An 18433-nucleotide genomic window follows, 5' to 3' on the forward strand; every position below is an offset into this window, starting at 1 on the left:
GCTTTCGATATCGTTGATGGGGCACGCCTTCTGTGGCCCGCGTGGTGTTCGCCTGCGTAGATATACGTTGCCCCCTGCGCCAGAGCGGCATCAGGGGGCAATGTGTCTATCATGAGGCGTCTTTTCCGCGGGCTATTTGCGATCAGCGCAGGAAGAGACCGTAAGCGGGATTGTCCGTTTCGCGCCAGTAGCGGTAGCCAATTTCATCAAGGTGCGCATCAAGACCGTCCTGCTCGTCCTTCGGCATCTGTAGGGCTACCAGTACACGGCCATAGGCGGCACCGTGGTTGCGGTAGTGGAACAGCGAGATATTCCAGTTCGCCGGCAGTTGGCGCACGAAGTTGTTCAGTGCTCCTGGGCGTTCTGGAAACTCGAAGCGGTACAGCTCTTCGTGCATGTCATCGGGCAGTGCTGGCAGCATGTGACCGCCGACCAGATGGCTGATATGCACTTTGGCCATTTCGTTTTCGCTGAGGTCGACCACGGGATAGCCCGCCTCTTCCAGCGTCGAAATGAGTGCGTGGCGGTCAGCGTCATCATCGGACGGCGTGACGTTAATACCGACCAGTACCTGCGCGTCAGAATGGTGGGCATAGCGGTAGCTGAGCTGTGTGACCATACGGTTGCTCAGCACTTCGCACAGTGCTTTGTAGGAACCTGCGCGTTCTGGCACCTTGACGGCCAGCATCGCTTCGCGGCGTTCGCCCAGCGAGGTGCGCTCGGTGATGTGGTTGAGGCGGTCGAAGTTGATGTTCGCCCCGGAGTTGATGCAGATCAGGTTCTGGCCTTGAATGCCGTTCTGGCGGATGTATTTCTTGAGACCGGCCAAGGCCACGGCACCGGATGTTTCCGGCAAACCGCGAGTATCTTCGAAGATGTCTTTTACAGCTGAGCACATTTCGTCGGCGTTAACGGTGATAACGCCATCGACGGTATCCTTCAGGATTTCGAACGGCAGTTCACCGATGCGAGAAACAGCGACACCCTCTGCGAATACCCCAACTTGATCCAGCGTTGTCGGTTCGCCTGCTTCCAGCGCGGCTTTCAGGCACGCCGCATCTTCCGGTTCGACCCCAATGATCTTCACTTCCGGAAACAGGTATTTCACGTAGGCCGAAATGCCAGAGATCAGGCCGCCGCCGCCGACCGGAACGAAGATGGCATCAATGGGTCCCTGCTGCTGGCGCAGAATCTCCATAGCGATGGTGCCTTGGCCCGCGATCACTTCGGCATCATCGAACGGCGCGACGTAGGTCAGGCCTTCCTGTGTCATCAATTCGCGCGCGTATTCGAGCGCTTCATTGAAGTTGTCACCGGTTAGCACGACCTCGGCACCACGGGCACGTACAGCGGCTACCTTGATATCCGGTGTGATGCGCGGCATAACGATGACCGCGCGAATGCCCAGCTGCTTGGCTCCCAGCGCAACCCCCTGTGCATGGTTGCCCGCTGATGCCGTCACGACCCCTTGACGGCGCTGAGCGTCAGTCAGTGATGCCAGACGGTTGTAGGCACCGCGAATCTTGAAAGAAAAGACGGGCTGCAGATCCTCGCGCTTAATGGAAATCTGGTTTCCGAGACGCTGGGACAGCATGGGCATGGGGGACAGCGGCGTCTCAATAGCGACGTCATAGACCTTGGCGGTGAGTATCTTCTTGACGTACGCTTCCAGCAACGGGGTATCTTGCATCGGTGATTGTCCAATATCATGTTCGAATTAGATCGCGGGCACAGATAGGCTGTACCGTCTTCATTGGTACCAGTCTACCGAAGGAACAGCAAGCCCATGCGACATAGAGTGGTAGGCACCTCGTCAGCGCTGCGTCTATCAACAGCCTCGTTCCGTCCGCGATTTTCATCCCACGCTGCCATCACTTCTCATGGAGACCTTCATGGCATTCCGCTCCAAGACTGCTGCACAAGACGCTCTCAAGCGCGCCGTTGCCAAAGCTGCGCTGGAAGAGATTCGTCCGCTGCTCACGCCTGAAACCGTCATCGGTGTCGGTACGGGTTCCACGGCCAACATGTTCATTGATGAGCTGGGCACGCTGGCGGGCACGTTCAAAGGTGCCGTTGCCAGTTCCGAAGCATCGGCCGAGCGCCTGCGCGGACACGGCATCGATGTGTTCGACCTCAACAGCGTGGGAAGCATGCCCGTCTACGTCGACGGCGCTGATGAGATCGACCCCGGTTTCGCTATGATCAAAGGCGGTGGTGCTGCCCTGACGCGCGAGAAGATCGTCGCGGCCTGTGCCGAGCGTTTTGTGTGTATTGCCGATGAATCGAAGGATGTGGCGGTGCTGGGTCAATTCCCACTGCCCGTTGAGGTCATTCCGATGGCGCGCTCCTATGTGGCGCGTGAGCTGGTGAAGATGGGCGCTGACCCGATCTATCGCCAAGGCGTTATTACCGATAACGGCAACCAGATTCTCGACCTCTACGATTTTCCGATCGAGCACCCTGTCGAGATGGAAAGCCGCATCAATCAGCTGGTGGGGGTTGTCACCAACGGTTTGTTCGCTGCCCGCGGAGCCGATGTGCTGTTGCTGGGCCGCAAGGATGGCAGCGTAGAGCGTCGAGAAGCCTGATCCATCCCTGACTGGCCGCGAGTTTCACTACTATCATCTGGCGCGTGATGATGGGTATGAACTTGCGGCCAGTTCGTTATCTTATATAGGGCCCTTCTTTCCTTATCATTTTCCCTATCATCATTTCTCTTTAATACTGTCATGCTTGCCTGTCTCGGTATGCTGTTGCCCTAAAGGCCTTGCAGCACGCTGTTTCTGATATATCCGTTACGCTCTCTCTTCTGTTAAATAGATATAAGAATGCCGTGGAACAAGATGGCCCTAACGGTATGTCATCCGTATATTTTTAGGATGTCTTATTTATAGCCTTAATTACCTGTTCAACTAATGATGGATCATTTTTTATGCATGGCTTGGCATGTGAAGTGGCCTGGTAGTGTCATGCACGTTGACGCGATGCAGGCGGTTCAGCAATCGCCTGAAGGAGATAACGTACGGCGGATTCACTGACGCAGCGGGTAGCCTCTCTGATCGTTCATGCCCAACCTGACGATGCCGCCGGTTTGCGGGCTCGACAGGGGCTGGTGGACTACCTCGCCTGCACGTTTCCCGTGCTGACGCGGGCGTTGCCGGATCGGTACGTCAGCAGTTTCCTCCGACGCATGCCGCGTACTGAGCGCTGCTGTTGGGCTACGCAAGCCATGCACTTGATTACGATGACTTCCATGCCTATCTGCGGTGTTCCCAGCTGCGTGAGCGCATCGCCATCTACGGCCAGGCCCTGCGGACCTAATGCCGTGTAGGTGCTGATAGCACCGTTGAGGCTGCCAACCAGTACGCGGTCCTAAATCTCGCTCAGGCGTGTTAGGTGACGCAAGAACTCATCCAGCCACACTGCCACCTTGAAGCCGAACGTGGTGGGCAGCGCCTTATGTCCACTAATCGGGGTGTACTGATGGTGCCGCGCCAGCGGTGCTAATATCCGCGCCACTTGCCACGACTGGCGATGAGCGGGTACCGATAGCATCTTTGTGGCGATCATTCGCTGGACGGGTCTTGTTCAATGGCCCCATGACCGACTGCAAAGGCATTTAAACCTTGTTGCATATATAGCGTGTAATGACGCCCAAGTATGCCAATGTTCTGCTGACCGTTATTTATCGATACGGATATATCGGCGATGCATATCCTAATGGGCGTTACTATTTGGACGTTATGCACATTAGATCATTGACGACGATAATCGATATTGCATGATAAGAGCGATGCGCATATCACCCCATCAGCACAAGCAGGGATGTCATCTGTCGCCGTATGGCGTGATGAATAGCGCTGTGCGGCGGTTCACCGCGCGGGCATAAAACGAGGGGGCAAGTATAGAATCGGGGGATAAAAGCGCTCGGAAAGCTGTTCTAAGCGAACAGCTCTCTCAATAGAGCACCCTGATCAATATTCAGGCAAAAAAAGCAATTCGATATTGGAAGACCTGTCGGGCTTCTTCACCGGTCTGCAAGAAAAAGCGCTCGCCGTCATAAGTAGCAAGCTGCCACTGATCTTGAGCTGTCAGTTTGACTTCGTAGATTCCGGTCATGCGTTACGATCCTTGTGACTCCATGATTCGATCGTAAGCAGCATATACATTAATCGTGGCAACAATGTGACGAGTAATCGACTATTAGTGAGGTTATTTCTTTACGATAGCTCCACGGAGCGTCTCGATAGAAAGGTGAAGACCCCACGCCATCGCGTTCGTGAGGTGCTTCTCTGGACATCCGATAGTTCGATCAACGGCTCGTCATGCTGGCATTCATTCGACCAATGTACTGGCTTCTGACACGGTTTCATTCTGCTCGCGCAGTTCTGGCCAGATTTGCCACCAGTCGTCCGGGCGCAGTTCGCGGCGGGTGACGTGACCGTTAGTGGCCTGTTCGATGCCGGTTGCCGCTTTGGCTGACGGCTGTTTGTGACCGTAGCCGATCAGGCGCAGGTAGCTGTAAGTGACGCCTGTGCGTTCGATGGTTTCAGCATCAGCATTGCGCAACCATTCAAGTAATTTAAGATTCTTCATTGTCTTCTCCTTTTGAGAATCATTTGTGTTTCAATCAATCGTATGGTCTGCCACGACAAGAACGCCGCTTCCTTGCCGTGGCAACGATGCCAGGCATGAAATTCACTGCAGAACATGCGGTACATCCAGAGATGTGATGTCCCTGCGAAGGGCACCATCGACCCGGTCACGAACGAAGCGCCAGAAAAGGCGTCATTCGGTTGCCGAGAAAGCGTGGTCACCAGAGTGACAGGCACCGGATCGCCTTCTTCGAAAATGAAGACGCCGTGTTTCGCCCACGACAGGGTCGTACAGCAGTCGCCATGAACAAACTGGCAATTCTGTCAGTTAGGAAACAGAAACTGGGTGACGGCCGATAAATCGGGCGCGATGCGACATCCTCTGACACCTCATCCGACTACTTCTGTCACCCCCCAAGTGCCTTCGTTTATTTGTCTGTCCTGTTATAGCGGCTGACAAATGAACAAGAACCTTTTTTTAGACACTTAGACGCCATACTCTCGCCTTCAGTGCCGTTAGGGGATCCCCTTGTTCAACGTTTTACTTCACTTTCGTGCAGGAGTGACTGCATTGGGTGTTGTCGCAACGAGACATACAATATCCCGATGGCATTGTGTGTCAAAGCCACAACCGATGCGCTATTGCGGCTCATTTCACTGACTAAAATGCCTATGGAACACTATGTTACCTGATCTTTGGGTCAGGTTGGCAAATATTGTGACCCCGCTATGTTTCTATCGCAATAATGTCTAAAATTTTTTACAAATGCCAGAGCTAAATGATCACTGATGGCGTCCAAATAAAAGTGTTAATCGATATATGAATGATTTTGGAGCGGCTTTTATTTTTATTTCGTGCGGCAGTTCGCGGCATATATAAGCCTTATTTAAGGGGTTTGGGCCAATATGTGCCGTGCATGTGATTCGCTTAATCGAAGCTGTTGTGAGGCCTTATGACGCATTAGGGCAGGATGACGCATCCGGTGAAAAAGCGCCCTTCGCAGTCGATATCGACCGTTTTGGCCTCGTTAGGTCGATTACGAGCGCGGCACGCCCTTTATCCAGTGACTACACTGCTGTTGCTATATGACTTTTTTAGGCAGCGGGTAGAACGCTGCTCCACGGACAGGGCGTGAGGAGAACAGGGATGATGTCTTCTTCCAAAAGCGTACGTGCGCTGATGGGCGTAATGATGGGTGCCGGGATAATTGCGGTGTCTCTGGCGGGGTGTCAGAAGACCGATACGGATGCACTAAATGCGCAGGTCGCTGAGCTGCGCAGCCGGGTCGACATGCAAGCACGCCAGATGGATATGGACCGCCAAGCACTGTTGCAGCACGATATGGTGGTGTCTCGTTTTGAATATACCGAATTTGATCCGGCCCAGGTGCGCTACTTCAGCCTCAACAACGGCGTGGTCAGCCTGATTGGTCAGCTAATACAAGTAAAGCCACTGCCTGATGGTAAAGGCAGTGCATTGACGCTGCGCGTTGCCAACAACGGTAGCGTTGCCGTCTTCAATCCGGGATTCATGGCTCAGTGGGGGCCGACTATGCCCGTAGGCGACAAGATCGCGCCGGAGCAGGTCCAGCAGTGGCGCAAGGCACTGCATTCATCTGAATTTCGTGGTCAGCTACAGTTGGCACCCGGCAATTGGACCGAGATCACTTTGTCGCTGGATGGCGTACTGCCCGAGCAGCTGCACTACCTGCGTTTGACCATGCTGATGGATCAGGTGGCCTTTGGTGGTGCGCTGGCCGCTGTACCAGCCGCTCCGCAGGCCCAGATGCCCGCACCTGCACAGGGCAGCGCGCCGGCTCATCGCTAGATAGCCCGCAGAACCAAAGAAGCCTCTCTCGTGTGGTCCACGAGAGAGGCTTTCTGTATTGGTTTACAGTGTTGCAGTGGGCCTATGCGGTGACGACGCGCCAGCGTAGCGTTTCACCTGCGCGGAAGGGATGCAGGTCCTGCCCGTTATCCGTAATGCGCTCCGGTACGGTGTGATCGTTGCGCTGCAGCGTGATTCGCTCTTCGTTGAGCGGCAGGCCGTAGAAGCGAGGGCCGTTTTCACTGCAGAACGCTTCCAGATGATCAAGTGCGCCTTCGTCTTCAAATATCTCGGCGTAGGTGGATAGCGCAGTAGGGGCATTGAAAATTCCTGCACAGCCGCAGGCGCTTTCCTTGGCTGTGCGTGCATGCGGTGCGGAGTCGGTACCGAGGAAAGCGCGTTCGAAACCGCTGGTCGCCAGCGCGCGCAGGGCCTCGGTATGTTCGCGGCGTTTGAGGATGGGTAGACAGAACAGATGTGGACGAATGCCACCGACCAGCATGGCATTGCGGTCGATCAGCAAATGCTGTGGTGTCAGAGTGGCGGCCGTACGTGGTCCAGCTTCACGCACGTAGTCTGCTGCTTCGCGGGTCGTGATGTGTTCCATGACGATGCGTAGTGCTGGATAGGCCTTGCGCAGCGGCTGCAGGACGCGGTCGATGAACGCGGCCTCGCGATCGAAGATGTCGATATCCGCATCGGTGACTTCACCGTGGATCAGTAGCGGCATGTCGATCTCCTGCATGGTATCTAGCAGGTCGGTGATGGTATGCCAGTGGCTGACACCAAAAGCGGAATTGGTGGTGGCGTGTGCAGGATAGAGCTTGGCAGCGGCAAACAGCCCCGATAAGAACCCTTCGCGCAGCACCCGGGGGTTGAGCCCTTCAGTCAGATAGCACGTCATCAGCGGGACGAAAGTGTCTTTTGGCGGGATGGCCGCCAGAATGCGGTCACGGTAGGCGAGCGCTGCTTCCACGGACGTGATGGGCGGTACGAGGTTCGGCATGATGATGGCGCGCCCAAAATGAGCGGAAGACCACGGCACAACGGCCTTCAGCATGTCAGCATCGCGCACGTGCAGGTGCCAGTCGTCCGGTCGACGCAGTGTCATTGTTTGAATCGTCATGGAAATCTCTCATTGCGGGTCTAAGGGGGTGCGCCTTGGTACAAAATGCCGCACCGCGAAGAGCTCTGGAGAAAAATGCTCAACTTTCAGCGAGATATACCGAAGTCAATAACTGACGTGTTCACAAGATTGAGTTCAGTAACGACAGACTTATTGAGTAACCCCATTCCAGAGCGTTATTCAAGGGAATGAGCCTGTTGATACCAAGTGAGTACGCACTCTATATTTACCGGCGGCATAACGACACAATGTGTCGCGTGTTTGCTGTCAGTCAGTCGCATCACATCATGGAGAGTTGCGGATGAAGCGCCGTCGTAAACCGGATCTGGTCATTAGTCTTGTCTTTGCCTTCGGCATCGGGCTTGCGGCAACAAGCTATGCTCAGGCGCTATTGGGCGGCTGACACTCCCTGATCCAGTGCTGTTCTTCCGATTCGCCATCGGTCTCTGTGGTGCCCGCCCTGTCTTGGGTGGGCACTGTCATTTCGGGGCTGTCATTGTGGGTACAGACAGCGCGTTCCCGTTACGATCATGTCCAGCGGCACATCCCACGCTTCCGTCGGCAGTGCAGCTACTTCCTGCACATCATGCGCCAGTCCGATGAGTCGGGGCCTTTTGAAGGCCCGTTCGGCGTAGCGTGCACGGCTGAAGGTACGGTCATAAAAGCCGCCCCCCATTCCTAATCGCGCACCTTGCGCATCAAAACCTACCAGTGGCATCAGTACGATGTCGAGTGCCCAGGCGGAACACTTGTGCGCGGGACAAGCGTGATGAGGCAGCACGGGTTCAAGAAGCCCGAAGCGATTGCGTGTCAGACGTGTATGGCGCGTTAGCTTGATAAACCAGAGCCCCGGGGTCACGGACGGGCGCAGTACTGGTACATAGACGCTGATATTGAAACGCTGTAGCCAATGTATCAGCGGCATGGGGTCTAGCTCACCGTCAGCGGGCAAGTAGAGAGCGACGCGCTGCGCACGACGCAGAGCTCCATGACGAAGTAGCTGAGCAACCATGCCACGCGCAGCCTGACGTTGCTGTCGAGACGTAAGATGACGACGTCGTTGGCGAAGTTCGCGGCGCAGCGATGCACGGGATTGGGCGCAGGATGATGTTGGTATCGACGGACAGATGGGGGAAGCTACAGAAGAATGTATGCGAGCGATGGGACGTACAGGGACAAGACGATCATGAATCAGACGGCCAGCACGCTGGGGACGATAGCGTAGGCGAGGGACAGCGCGAGAAGAGCGCAGGGGCATATAAGAGTTCTCCAGAATGCCGCAGTCGTCAGGGCCCTGAACCTACAGGTTCAGGTGGGTAACCTCAAAGGGCGCGTTAGGCGTTCCGACGCACGGACATGCACACGGCTCCCTCATGTTGGCTTCCCGGGGATAATGCATAGGCTCGAGGGACAAATGACGTCCGGCGAACACCCCAGAGAACACATTAAGTTTAACAGACATGAGGGGCATTTAACAAAGCGCTTTGATGTCATTCTTTCGGGGACAACTGGCGGTCAACGCGTGCCAGTGCTCCCTCCAGACGCGAAATCATGCCTTCCACTTGGTGCTTCTGATCCTTCAGCGTCGAAAGGCAGTCCAGCAGCTCATGTGTAATGTTGAGCGCCGCCATCAGGGCGATCTTTTCATTGTCGTGTGTCTTGATACGCGACTTGATACCTTCCAGTGCGTTGTCGAGGTAGCGCGCCGAGCGCAGTAGCGCTCCTTCTTCGCCGGGTCGGCAGCTGATGGTGTAGGTATGCCCCAGCAGGGTGATGTTGGTCGTGGTCGGCGAATCGCTCATTCAAAAGGCTCCTGCAGGAATCGGGCGGCAGCCAAGGGCGCTGAATCACGACAGATACGCTGTTGGCTGCAGACTGGCTGGAAGCATGGCTCCGGCCTTGTACAGTGGGCCTTATCTTATGCCAGTTACCCTTTGGCCTCTAGGGGGCGAGTGCTATCGATCACTTTGGGGTCGGCCTACAGAGGTCGTGCTACTGAGGGGAAAAGCGTATTGATGCCCCGGATTTGAAGAAGATGCGAGAGGAGTCTGGCCGTGTGCCACCAGAGGATGCCGCTGACCTGTACCGATAGAGAGGGGCAAGCGCGGGTTGAAAACGTGATGGCAAGAGAACTTGCTGAGACGTGCAGTAGTGACGGTGTTCTGTGGGAAAGACGGCAGGTGTCGTGCGGAGAATGCGCCGCAATTTCCTGCGGGCATGCGGTGCCATGCAATGGAAATCACTATAAGATACTGCCATATTTTATCGTGCTAAATGCGCCATTCCCCTGCCGTTGGAGTCTTCATGGTCACTGAATTCGTTCCCAAAGAAGCCCCTCTCGATTTCTTCGAAATCGCTGATCTTTTCCTGAGCTATGGCACTTTCACTTCACCGGCTTTCTACGATGGGCGTCTGGTGGCGTCACTGGCGCTGTCTGCAAACAGTGACGATGCCGAAGCGGCAGAACAGTGGCTGATGAGCATCTGCGAAGTATTGAGCGTGGAGTCCCCGCGTTCGCGTGAAGATGCCGAGCTGCTGCTGCGCTGGCGCGCTCAAGATCGCGAGGGTCTTGCCAGTGATGACATGAGCTTCGAGCCGCTGCTGCCGGACAGCCTCTTTTCTGTGGCCGAGCGCGTGCGGGCATTGCAGGAGTGGACGCAGGGCTTCGTTGAAGCACTCGACGACTACGGCATCGAAAGTGACGAGCTGGTCTCGGCACCGCTTAAGGAAGCGTTGCAGGACATTCGCAAGATCGCAGAATCGGATATCGCCAGTGAGTTTGAGGAGATCGGTTTCGACGATCAGGGCGAACACGAAGGCGATCTGTTGGCGCTACACGAGCACGTGCGCGTGGCCTGCATTCTGCTGTGGCTGGAACACCATCCGGGTCGTCCTACTGTCGAAAATCCTGATGAAGGTAGTAGCTCTCCAGCACCGACGCTGCACTGAGCGGCCTTCCGCCGTCGTCTTCTAGTTACAGGGAGTGGTGATGACCGACACAAGGCCCATTCAGGTGGATATCGCAATCGTAGGGGGCGGGCTGGTGGGGTCGAGTCTGGCCTGCGCCCTTGCCCCGCTGGCCGAGCGTCAAGGGTGGCAGGTGGCCATCATTGAGGCCATGCCGCTCTCTAGGTCAGGCGAGCGCTCTTATCAGCCGAGCTTCGACGAGCGTTCCAGCGCCATTGCGTTGGGATCTCGACTTCACTTCGAGCGTATCGGCATCTGGGAGGCGATGGCGGAACATGCCAGCCCCATTCGTCATATCCATATCAGTGAACGTGGCCGACTCGGCTCCACGCATATGCATGCGCAGGACGTGCATGCTGAGGCGTTGGGCTATGTCATCCCCAATGCCTGGATGGGACAGGCGCTGATGGCTCGGCTTGATACGCTGCCGCTGCAGCGCTTTTGTCCTGCACAGGTAATCAGTGCCGAACCATTGCCTGAAGGCTATCGGCTGGCGCTGGACAGCGGGCAGATGATCGACGCGCGCCTGATGGTATTGGCCGATGGTGGTCGCTCCCCGATCAAGTCGCTGCTGGGTATCAGTGATCAGGTGCATGATTATCACGAGCATGCGCTGATCGCGAACGTTGAGATCAGTCGCCCTCATCAGGGCATTGCATATGAGCGTTTCGATAGCGCGGGACCGATGGCGCTGCTGCCGCTCGAAGGTCAGCGCATGGGATTGGTGTGGACGCGTGCCCCCGATGAACTGGCGGCGCTGCTGGTGATGAGTGATCGAGAGTTTCTGGCGGCATTGCAGGGCACTTTCGGTGAACGCGTCGGGCGTTTCCGCAAGGTCGGCTCGCGCCATCATTACCCGCTGTCGAAGCGGCAGGCTTGCGAACAGATCCGCCCTCACCTCGCCATTCTGGGCAACGCTGCGCATTCCCTGCATCCGGTGGCTGGGCAAGGCTTCAATCTAGCACTGCGCGGTGTGATGGATCTCTGCGCGGCGTTGGAGAATCAGGCTCTGCGTGGCGAACCGCTCGGCAGCATGGCGGCACTCAGCGATTTCGAACATCGCCGCAGCCAGGATCGGCTACAGGTCGCAGAAGGCAGTCATTTGCTGGTATCACTGTTTGGCATCGACAATATGCCGCTATCACATCTGCGCAGCCTAGGGCTGGCCACGCTGGATAAGGTCGGGCCGCTGCGTCGTGCCCTGATGCGCCGCGCCATGGGAGTCGTACGATGAGGCATGACGTTAAGGAATCACCGCTGACGGCGACTCGCTACGATGTTGCCATCGTTGGTGGTGGCATGGTCGGCGGCACGCTGGCCTTACTGCTGGGTCGGCAGGGCTTTCGAGTGGCGGTGATTGAAGCGGGCGATATGTCGCCGCGCTGGCAGCCGGAGAACGTCAACGCGCGCGTGAGTGCGCTGACAGAAGCTTCTCGTCAGCTGTTCGAGACGCTGGGACTGTGGCCGCATATGATCGCGCGGCGCGTGACGCCTTATACACAGATGACCGTCTGGGATGGTGCTGGCAGCGGTGAAATCCACTTCAATGCCGAAGATGTTATGGCGCCTGCGCTGGGGCATATCGTCGAAAACAGCGTTATCACGGATGCGCTGTGCGAGGCACTGCAGCAGCAAGACACTATCTGTTGCTGGCCTTCAGCGCAGGTCACGCAGGTAAGCGAAGCGCGTCCAGCTGCGCCGTACGGTACTGTTCGAACCCTGACGCTGAACGATGGGCGTACCCTAGAGGCCGCCGTCGTAGTGGCTGCTGACGGAGCACGTTCTCCGCTACGTCGCATGGCGGGTATTGGCACGAAGACGTGGGATACCCATCAGCAAGCCGTTGTGACTGTCGTGACGCATGAACGTGCTCACCAGCAGCAGGCACAGCAGGTGTTTTTGCCGACCGGGCCGCTGGCATTCCTGCCCTTGGAAGGCGAGCGTGCCGAAGGACATATGTCTTCCATCGTGTGGTCGGCGGATACCGCTGAGGCTGAGCGCCTGATGGTGTTGGAAGATGACGACTTTGCGGTCGCCTTAGCTGAGGCGTTCGAACAGCGCCTGGGGAGTATCACTTCCGTGGGCAAGCGGGCCATTTTCCCGCTGGTACAGCGTCATGCCGCGCAGTACGTGCAGCCTTCTCTTGCACTGGTCGGAGATGCGGCGCATGGCATTCATCCCTTGGCGGGACAAGGGGCCAATCTGGGCTTTCTTGATGCCGCCGTGTTGGCGGAAGAGCTAGGGCGTGCGTATCGGCAGGGTGCTCCGATCAGCGATCAACGCGTGCTGGCGCGCTACGAGTGGCGGCGACGCATGGATAATGCCACTATGCTGAAGGCAATGGAGGCATTTTGCCGAGGGTTCGGAGAGCAAAATATTTGGGTGAAGTGGGCGCGCAATGCGGGGCTGCGTGCGGTTGACCGTTGCGCACCCCTCAAGCGCTTCTTCATTCGTCAGGCGCTAGGTGATCGGCCCGATTTGCCAGAAACGATGAAAGCCTAGCCACGGCTGTTGCCCGTCGGGCGCAAGAACCCCCTGTGGATATTGAATTATCCACAGGGGGTTCTTTGTTATGCGGAAGGAGTCGGTTCGTCCAAACGAACGTGTATGACCTGAGCGGCTGCCATGCGGTCGTGCAGCGCCAGCTTGCTGCGTCCGCAGGCCATCACATAACCCAAACCCAACAGCTGCAGCGATAGTCCCTTCGAAAACTGTCGGCCTAAAGCCCGCATAAAGGTGAGCCAGCGTCCATGAGTGTTCGTGACCTGAAGCTGGCAGATTCTCTTGCCGAGCGTGGCCTGCCTAGGCGATGACTCCAGTATGGCATGGTAGAGCGTTGTGACGATTGTCAGCACCAGTATGAATAGCAGATGGAGCACGATCAGCTTGAAGTGGCCCCAGATGACAATTTCTTCGATCACGCTGTACGTATTGTGCACGGCGCGCAGCATGATGCTGAAGAAGGCCAGTGTGAATAGCGAGTATGTGCCGACTGTAAGTAAGCACTTGTCAATGGCAAAAGCTCCGGCTCGTCGCCAGAATCCAGCACGCAACATCGGTTATCCCCCCTCCTGAAATGCCAGAACTGTCGTCTAGCTAACAAACGTGCTGGTGCGGTTATCCGCATCGGCTGCCTGACGATTTTTATCGTTGTTGACGACGAATGAATCGGTCACCAGATCGTGCAGCGCTTGTTTGCGACGCGTAAAGGCAGCCATCAGATACCCGATGCAGAAGATAAAACCGGAAACGTATTTCGCCAGTGTCCGTGCGACAGATTGCAGAAGCGACACACGCTCACCGTTGCGGTTGACGACCTTGATGCCGAGCACGCGCTTGCCGAGTGTTGCCTGATAGCGAGAGGCTTCCTGTAGGCTGAAGTACAGGGTCTCGACCACTAGCATGGTCGGTGATAGTGCGCTGACCATTTCCGACGTTAGCGCCGAGAAGGCGCGCTGGGCGTATTCGATATCCGCACTGGCAAGCGCTTGTTGATAGGTGAGGAGGAACGGTTCCAGCCTAGGCATGTAGAAGATAACGATGGGAATGGTGAGGACAGAAATAATGAGCATGTCGATCAGGCGTGCTGCCAGTCGTTTCCAGAAACCTGCCGGTATCATAGGACGTATTCCCCGTAGCAATAGGCGCGGTGCCATCGCCGACGTCATTGACGATGATGGCTATTTGTTTGTTCCGGTGCGTTCGTTACAGACGCAGATGATAACGATTAACCCTGAGGGCAGGAAGGCGGCGAGGAAACACAAAGCGGGCTGCTGACAGGATGGCACGCACACGGTGTTCTCTGGCACCGTGTGCGTGAGAAGATCAACTGGTATGCGATGGCGTGTTGAGGTGCTTGAATACAGCCATACCCTTCAGCAGTTGCAGTGCTTCCTGCACCTGATAATCATGCGCCAGCGTACCCGTCGGAGCCGCATCTTGATCGGCTGTCGCACCTTGCTGTGCATTGGCGAAGTGCCCTTTCAGATCGGCTTCCTTGCGGATGGGGGCTTTGGTCGCCAGCGGCTGTACGTTGGCAGGCGCAACGGCGATGTCGGGCTGGATGCCTTCGGCCTGAATTGAGCGGCCATTGGGCGTGTAGTAGAGCGCGGTGGTCAGCTTGAGCCCGCCACCGTTTTCGAGCGGCAGCACGCTTTGAACTGATCCTTTGCCGAAGCTGGTCGTTCCCATGATGACCGCACGATGGTGATCCTGCAGGGCACCGGCCACGATCTCGGCTGCCGATGCGGTGCCTTCATTGATCAGCACCACCATTGGCGTGGACGGCAGCATGGCATCGTGGGCCGTACTGTAGCGCATGTTGCTTTCCTTGAGGCGGCCCTGGGTGTACACGACCAGTCCATCGTTGACGAACGCACTACTGACATCGACGGCACCCTGCAACACCCCGCCTGGGTTGTTGCGCATATCGAGCACGATGCCCTCCAATGCCCCCTGTTGCTGTAGATGATCAAGTGCCTGACGCAGTTCCTGTCCTGTACGTACCTGGAACTGACTGATGCGGACATAGCCGATCGAGCCCAGTCGCTGTGCGCTGATACTGGGCGTCTGGATGCTGGCGCGCTTCATCGTGACCGTTCGAGATTCGCTGCTGCCCGCGCTTTGGACCGTCACCGTTACCGATGAGCCAATGCTGCCGCGCATCATGGTGACGATGCTTTCAAGTGGTATGCCGTCCAGACTGCGGCCGTTAACGTTCAGCAGTACGTCGTGCGGCTTGAGTCCTGCCTGTGCGGCTGGGGTACCGTCGATCGGTGAAATGATCGTTGGGCGCCCCTTCTCCAACCCTACTTCCAGTCCGACGCCACCAAATTCACCTTCAGTGGCTTCGCGCAGCTGGCGCAGCGCTTCGGGATCAAGATAGGACGAATGTGGATCGAGCTGCTGCACCATGCCTTTCATGGCACCTTCCAGCAGTTCCTTGTCGTTTGTCGGGTGAACATAGGCCCGTTTGATACGTTCGAAGACATCCGCCATCGCACTGATCTCCTTCAGTGGCAGGGCGTCGGGGGCTGTCTCCCGAGGGGCCTCTGTCTCGGCTGCCCACGTCGACAGGGGCAGCATCAGCACTATGCTGCCGAGCAGTGCTGAGCGGAGGAGGGAAAGCGCGTGCATGGAATCTCCTTGGATGCAGGCTAGGCATGTAACGAGGGTGGTTATCCTGACCAACCCATGGGGTCGATGGGACGGCCCTGGCGTCGTACTTCGAAATGCAGCGCCGGACTGCTGCGCCCACCGGTATCGCCGACCGTGCCAATGATGGTGCCTTTGCGGACCCGATCGCCGGTATAGACGCTGTTGCGCTGATTGTGTGCATAAACGGTCATGGCGCTGCCGTGATCGACGATGACCAGATAGCCGAAACCGTTGAGCCAGTCTGCGAAGACGACCTGGCCCGCCGCCATGGCGTGAATCGGCGTACCCGCAGGGGCTGCGATCAGCATACCATTCCTGTCGATGCCGTCGCCCTGACGGAACGACGCGATAATACGTCCATCGACCGGCCAGCGCCCATTCCATGAGGTGTCGAGACGTGGTGTCGCAGCCTTGGGTGACATTGCCGCAGGGGGCGTGTCATCGTCGGGCGCTTCCGCGTTCAACTCTTCATCAGTGAGGCCGTCGGGTTCTTCCGTCGAGGGCGTGGACGGCGTGCCTGACTGCTGTTGCTGGCGCCGTCGCTCGGCGGCAGCTTTGCGTGCTTCTTCGGTGCGAGTGCGTTCGGCGGCAACGGCTCGTTCGATCTGTTCGATGACGGCTTCGGCCTGATCGCGTTCCTGCGTCAGCGATTGCAGGCGTACCTGATCGCTCTGGAAGCTGTGCGCCAGTTCATCCAGCGCCTGCTGGCGCGAGGACTGTTGCTGCACGAGTGTACGTTCGCGCGCCTTTTGGTTATCAATGAGAGTGGCGAGCCGCTTACGTTCTTTTTCCGCTTCGCGGCGGTTGGTCGCAACTTCACTATCGAGGCGTTGCAGCGTTGCCAGACGCTCGTTACGCGCTTGATCCAGCGCATTGAAATAGCGCTGGTAGCGTTCGAGGCGTGTGGGGTCGTGCTGTTCCAGTAGCAGCTTCAGCTGCGGCTCATGACCGAGACGGTAGAGGGCCGCCAGCTGTTCGGCCAGTGCCTGCTGCTGCCGCTCGCGTTCCTTCTGCAGTCCACTGGCCTGCTGGTCGAGCTGATTGAGGCGCTGTGACACCTCACGTTGCTGGCGCGCCAGGTCGTCCAGCTGCGCGTGGGTATCCGCCAGTGCCGACTCGGCATCTTTGATGGCTTTGCGGGCAGTGCTTTGCTGCTGCTGAGTGCTGTCGAGCTGACGGCGAGCCTTGAGGATGTCGGCATTGATTTGACGCAATTTGGCGCGCGACACGCCGGGGGAGGATGGCGTAGCCTGCACAGAGGTGATCGAACTGCCGATGAACATTGCAGCGAGCAGCGCTGTCAGCCAGTATCGCTTTCCTGCGACCGTACGGCGTGAAGGGGAAGAAGGAAATGCATTACCTTGCATATCGGCGGAATATCCTTTGCGCAGTGGCGATTCGCTACGTTATCACATGACGCGGTCAGTCTTGTGTCGACGGCACCACACGGTCAGCGCGCAGCCCATCATCGGCGGTCACGGCAGTGCATCAATAGGTCGCCGCAAACGAGAGGCGCGCGATCGAGTGGTGTATACTGGCGGCGCTGTATGACGGCCACCCATTCCGTATGCCTTGGCGCATACATCAGCAAGAGTATGTCAGTCTCATGAACATCGATCACCTTCTCGAATTTGCGCTCCATCAGCACCCGATTCTCGTCGGCCTGTTCATCGTCCTGCTGCTGATCTGGCTGGGATACGAAATCGGCCGCAACAATGCTAACGCAGTGACCATCCATCAGCTGACGTCACTCGTCAACCAGCACGAGGGCGTGGTAGTGGACCTGCGCGACGCCAATGCGTTCCGCAGCGGTCATATCTCCGGGGCCATCAACATTCCGGCGGCTTCCCTTGCCACGCGCACGAGCGAACTTGAGCGTTTCAAGGAACGCCCCATCATCGTGGTCTGCAAGATGGGCCAGCAGTCAGGGGCCGCAGTGGCTACCTTGAAGAAGGCGGGTTTCAAGCATGTGGCACGCCTGCGCGGTGGTGTCGATCAGTGGCAGGCCGAGAACCTTCCGCTGGTCAAGAAATAAACGCGCCTTTCTGTGTGTCAGCATAGCGGAACTCGCTGCAGCGCGCGGACTGACGACGCTCATCGGACGATAGAATACGAACGATAGCACGTCGCTGTCCGTGCGTTATCGGCAGGTGATAATCATCATCCGCCTGCCGTTTCAGGTGTACACGTTTTCACTTTCATCATCAGGGAGAAGATTGATGTCTCAGGACAATATTCAGGACGATCAGGGCCAGCAGTCGGAAGTGCAGTTCGCCCTGCACCGCATTTACCTGAAAGACGCATCGTTCGAATCGCCGCATTCACCGGAAATTTTCCAGCAGTTCCAGCCGCAGGTCGCGCTGGATATCGGCACCTCTGCGCGCAAGGTTGCTGACGATTTCTATGAAGTCGTGATCAGTATCACGGCCGATGCCAAACACACCGAATCCAGTAACACTATGTTCCTGGTGGAAGTGCAGCAGGCCGGTTTGTTCCAGATCACCGGAGTGAACGAAGGCCAGCTTGATCACATGCTCAATACGTACTGCCCGAACATGCTGTTCCCGTACGTGCGTGAATGTATCGACAGCTTCGTAACCCGCGGTGGTTTCCCCGCGCTGATGCTTGCCCCGTTCAACTTCGATGCGCTGTACGCGCAGAAGTTGCAGCAGGCCAGCGAACAGCAGCCGAACATCCAGTAAGACGTCTTACGTCATAGACCGCTTACTCACACGGCGCGGCATGTCTTTTCTGGCATGT

At 57.1% G+C, this 18433-nt stretch carries 18 protein-coding genes and 1 other RNA gene; 7 read left to right on the forward strand and 12 right to left on the reverse strand.

The features are described 5' to 3' along the window. Positions 1 to 142: 142 nt before the first annotated feature. Positions 143 to 1675: a threonine ammonia-lyase, biosynthetic gene (gene ilvA / locus ZBT109_RS00750; protein ID WP_027704474.1), complete on the reverse strand. Its 1533-nt coding sequence runs from the start codon at positions 1673 to 1675 to the stop codon at positions 143 to 145. Between the two features lie 217 nt (positions 1676 to 1892). On the opposite strand from ilvA, the gene rpiA reads away from it, so the two are divergent. Next, a complete protein-coding gene (gene rpiA, locus ZBT109_RS00755; protein ID WP_027704475.1) occupies positions 1893 to 2588 on the forward strand; it encodes a ribose-5-phosphate isomerase RpiA in 696 nt (231 codons plus the stop codon). Between the two features lie 784 nt (positions 2589 to 3372). Here the strand turns inward: rpiA and ZBT109_RS00760 are convergent. The 3 genes from ZBT109_RS00760 to ZBT109_RS00765 form a co-directional block, all read right to left on the reverse strand. Further along, positions 3373 to 3570 carry a hypothetical protein gene (locus ZBT109_RS00760; protein ID WP_145984457.1) on the reverse strand — a complete coding sequence of 66 codons (198 nt, stop codon included), beginning with the start codon at positions 3568 to 3570 and terminating at the stop codon, positions 3373 to 3375. Between the two features lie 411 nt (positions 3571 to 3981). Beyond that, positions 3982 to 4119 (reverse strand): hypothetical protein, encoded by a 138-nt coding sequence (locus ZBT109_RS13680; RefSeq protein ID WP_156934023.1) that lies wholly within the window; start codon positions 4117 to 4119, stop codon positions 3982 to 3984. A 216-nt stretch (positions 4120 to 4335) separates the two neighbouring features. Next, positions 4336 to 4596, reverse strand: coding sequence for a transcriptional regulator (locus ZBT109_RS00765; RefSeq protein ID WP_051523651.1), 261 nt, complete (start codon positions 4594 to 4596; stop codon positions 4336 to 4338). Positions 4597 to 5742: 1146 nt separating this feature from the next. Between ZBT109_RS00765 and ZBT109_RS00770 the strand changes: the two genes are divergently transcribed. Further along, positions 5743 to 6423, forward strand: coding sequence for a DUF3251 domain-containing protein (locus tag ZBT109_RS00770; RefSeq protein WP_051523652.1), 681 nt, complete (start codon positions 5743 to 5745; stop codon positions 6421 to 6423). 82 nt (positions 6424 to 6505) lie between these two features. On the opposite strand, the gene pyrC is transcribed toward ZBT109_RS00770, so the two are convergent. From pyrC to ZBT109_RS00790, 4 genes are all read right to left on the reverse strand, one after another. Continuing rightward, positions 6506 to 7549 (reverse strand): dihydroorotase, encoded by a 1044-nt coding sequence (gene pyrC / locus ZBT109_RS00775; RefSeq protein ID WP_084261708.1) that lies wholly within the window; start codon positions 7547 to 7549, stop codon positions 6506 to 6508. Between the two features lie 493 nt (positions 7550 to 8042). Beyond that, a complete protein-coding gene (locus ZBT109_RS00780) occupies positions 8043 to 8807 on the reverse strand; it encodes a 5-formyltetrahydrofolate cyclo-ligase (RefSeq protein ID WP_084261709.1) in 765 nt (254 codons plus the stop codon). 4 nt (positions 8808 to 8811) lie between these two features. Beyond that, positions 8812 to 8992, reverse strand: a non-coding RNA gene (gene ssrS / locus ZBT109_RS00785) — 6S RNA. 47 nt (positions 8993 to 9039) lie between these two features. After that, on the reverse strand, positions 9040 to 9351 hold the full coding sequence (locus tag ZBT109_RS00790; protein WP_027704480.1) for a cell division protein ZapA: 312 nt from the start codon (positions 9349 to 9351) through the stop codon (positions 9040 to 9042). Positions 9352 to 9853: 502 nt separating this feature from the next. On the opposite strand from ZBT109_RS00790, the gene ZBT109_RS00795 reads away from it, so the two are divergent. The 3 genes from ZBT109_RS00795 to ZBT109_RS00805 are packed head-to-tail and all read left to right on the forward strand — an operon-like array spanning position 9854 to position 13018. Then, positions 9854 to 10498 (forward strand): UPF0149 family protein, encoded by a 645-nt coding sequence (locus tag ZBT109_RS00795; RefSeq protein ID WP_027704481.1) that lies wholly within the window; start codon positions 9854 to 9856, stop codon positions 10496 to 10498. A 40-nt stretch (positions 10499 to 10538) separates the two neighbouring features. After that, on the forward strand, positions 10539 to 11750 hold the full coding sequence (gene ubiH / locus ZBT109_RS00800; RefSeq protein ID WP_027704482.1) for a 2-octaprenyl-6-methoxyphenyl hydroxylase: 1212 nt from the start codon (positions 10539 to 10541) through the stop codon (positions 11748 to 11750). Then, positions 11747 to 13018, forward strand: a complete 1272-nt coding sequence (locus ZBT109_RS00805; protein ID WP_051523653.1) for a UbiH/UbiF/VisC/COQ6 family ubiquinone biosynthesis hydroxylase — start codon at positions 11747 to 11749, stop codon at positions 13016 to 13018. The genes ubiH and ZBT109_RS00805 overlap by 4 nt, the downstream gene beginning before the upstream one ends. A gap of 68 nt (positions 13019 to 13086) precedes the next feature. On the opposite strand, the gene ZBT109_RS00810 is transcribed toward ZBT109_RS00805, so the two are convergent. From ZBT109_RS00810 to ZBT109_RS00825, 4 genes are all read right to left on the reverse strand, one after another. After that, positions 13087 to 13572, reverse strand: coding sequence for an RDD family protein (locus ZBT109_RS00810; protein ID WP_027704484.1), 486 nt, complete (start codon positions 13570 to 13572; stop codon positions 13087 to 13089). Between the two features lie 36 nt (positions 13573 to 13608). Further along, positions 13609 to 14136, reverse strand: coding sequence for an RDD family protein (locus ZBT109_RS00815; RefSeq protein WP_051523654.1), 528 nt, complete (start codon positions 14134 to 14136; stop codon positions 13609 to 13611). A gap of 205 nt (positions 14137 to 14341) precedes the next feature. Further along, on the reverse strand, positions 14342 to 15652 hold the full coding sequence (locus ZBT109_RS00820) for a S41 family peptidase (RefSeq protein WP_027704485.1): 1311 nt from the start codon (positions 15650 to 15652) through the stop codon (positions 14342 to 14344). Positions 15653 to 15693: 41 nt separating this feature from the next. After that, on the reverse strand, positions 15694 to 17040 hold the full coding sequence (locus tag ZBT109_RS00825) for a murein hydrolase activator EnvC family protein (RefSeq protein WP_027704486.1): 1347 nt from the start codon (positions 17038 to 17040) through the stop codon (positions 15694 to 15696). 239 nt (positions 17041 to 17279) lie between these two features. On the opposite strand from ZBT109_RS00825, the gene ZBT109_RS00830 reads away from it, so the two are divergent. Both ZBT109_RS00830 and secB read left to right on the forward strand, forming a co-directional pair. After that, positions 17280 to 17708, forward strand: a complete 429-nt coding sequence (locus ZBT109_RS00830) for a rhodanese-like domain-containing protein (RefSeq protein ID WP_038277558.1) — start codon at positions 17280 to 17282, stop codon at positions 17706 to 17708. Positions 17709 to 17892: 184 nt separating this feature from the next. Beyond that, positions 17893 to 18375, forward strand: a complete 483-nt coding sequence (secB, locus tag ZBT109_RS00835) for a protein-export chaperone SecB (RefSeq protein WP_027704488.1) — start codon at positions 17893 to 17895, stop codon at positions 18373 to 18375. Positions 18376 to 18433: the final 58 nt, after the last annotated feature.

The sequence above is a fragment of the Zymobacter palmae genome, from assembly GCF_003610015.1.
GTDB classification, from domain to species: domain Bacteria; phylum Pseudomonadota; class Gammaproteobacteria; order Pseudomonadales; family Halomonadaceae; genus Zymobacter; species Zymobacter palmae.